Origin of the sequence: Rhabdonatronobacter sediminivivens, from assembly GCF_013415485.1 — a bacterium.
Lineage (GTDB): Bacteria > Pseudomonadota > Alphaproteobacteria > Rhodobacterales > Rhodobacteraceae > Rhabdonatronobacter > Rhabdonatronobacter sediminivivens.
In genome coordinates this window covers 1-1,548 of the sequence record NZ_JACBXS010000115.1, presented here as the reverse complement: position 1 = coordinate 1,548, position 1,548 = coordinate 1, and the positions used below count along the sequence as shown (strand labels likewise).

Sequence of the window (1,548 nt, the reverse complement as noted above, 5' to 3'; positions counted from 1 at the left end):
CGGCACGCCTGACCGCGCAGCGAGGCGGACGGCCTCGCTGCCATGGGCGCGGTCCAGCGCCCGAAAAAAATCTGCCATCCCGTGCGACACTTCGTCGGCCCAGCCGTAATGACAAGCATATGCGAACATCAGGAGTTGCCGACATGCTGACCCAAGATCGCCTGAAGGAAAGGGTCCACTATGACCCCGAGACCGGGCAGTTTACCTGGAAGACGGGATCTCGCGCGGGCGAGGTCGCGGGCACCGTTCACGATCATCGTGGACATCTCAAGCTGGGCATCGACTACGAGCGTCACCTGCTCCATCGCCTCGCGGTTCTCTACATGACCGGGCGCATGCCGACGGAGCCGGTCTATCACGCGGATCGCAACCCCTCCAACAACGCCTGGAACAACCTCCTGGCGTCCGATATCGCCAGCGACGCTCAGAGCCAGCCTGCGCGATCGAGCGGCCGCCCTTCGCCGCGAAAAGGCGCCATCTATGCCCAAGGCGATCAGTGGCAGGTGACGATCCGGGACCCTCGCACCGGGCGGGTTACCAACCTCGGCGTGTTCAAGACCATCGAAGAGGCGCATGCCGCCTACTGCGACGCCGATCGCAAGTGCAAGGACGATGGCGCGAAAGCTGCCTGAACCGAAACCGGAGAAACAGCATGACCAAACCCAATTCCGAAGCTGAAGCCAACCTGACCCGCAAGCGGCTTGTTGAGCTGCTTCACTACAACCCCGATACGGGTCATTTCGTCTGGAAAGTCTCCATCGGCCGCTGCCGCAAGGGCGAACGGGCGGGCTGCCGGAGGAGACCCGACAAGCAGGTCACGATCACCATAGAGGGCCGCAACTACTTCGCCCACCGCCTCGCCTTCCTGTGGATGACTGGAAGCTGGCCGCAGGGGCGGGTCATCCACAGGGACGGCAATCCGAGGAACAACGCCTGGTCGAACCTCCGGGTCGCCAGACCGAGGAAGGCGACCCCGCGCAAGATCGACCTCAGCGCGCTCATCAAGCGCCTCGACGCACCGGTGGCAGGTTGACAGGACGTAAAGTAGGTCAACCCAAGGCGCGCGCGATGTTAACTTTCAGTAAAGTTGTCAACCTTGAACGGGCGTCGGCGTAACATTTCAGTAAAGTAGGTAAACCTGCGGAGGGTCTTCCGGTTGACAGACCCTACTCCACCTTCACCGAAAACCCCTTGTTTTCTTGGCTCTCTCGCGCTGCGCATAACACGAGGTTTACCTACTTTACGAGAAACGGACTTTTCTCCCGAGATGACGGACCGCAGGACGGCACATCACGGCGCGCGCCAAGATCGAAATCCGCGAGAAACCGATCGAAGGCACAGGCCTCGGCTGACGACCGCGCAGCGATCAGGACGATCCGCAGACGGTTGCGAACGATGGCGACCGCAAGCACGCTCGACCGGCGCGCTGACCGGACGCGATGAACCGGAACAGACCTGCTTCACCCCCGCAGATGCGGACCGCGCACATCACCCGGAGACAGCTCATCCCGATCCGTCGTCTGTATAATAGTATATGTTCTCTGATCA

At 61.5% G+C, this 1,548-nt stretch carries 2 protein-coding genes; both read left to right on the top strand.

Features of this window, described 5'->3' with window-relative positions:
• Window positions 1–143 precede the first annotated feature (143 nt).
• A complete protein-coding gene (locus tag HUK65_RS18375) occupies window positions 144–632 on the top strand; it encodes an HNH endonuclease (protein ID WP_179907723.1) in 489 nt (162 codons plus the stop codon).
• A 20-nt stretch (window positions 633–652) separates the two neighbouring features.
• The gene (locus HUK65_RS18370) at window positions 653–1,033 is read left to right on the top strand and encodes an HNH endonuclease signature motif containing protein (RefSeq protein WP_179907721.1); all 381 of its coding nucleotides are present in this window, start codon (window positions 653–655) and stop codon (window positions 1,031–1,033) included.
• The last annotated feature ends 515 nt before the right edge of the window (window positions 1,034–1,548 follow it).

Coding starts and splice junctions, on each gene's coding strand:
- HUK65_RS18375 (WP_179907723.1), top strand. CDS start 144: ATGCTGACCCAAGATCGCCTGAAGGAAAGGGTCCACTATGACCCCGAG.
- HUK65_RS18370 (WP_179907721.1), top strand. CDS start 653: ATGACCAAACCCAATTCCGAAGCTGAAGCCAACCTGACCCGCAAGCGG.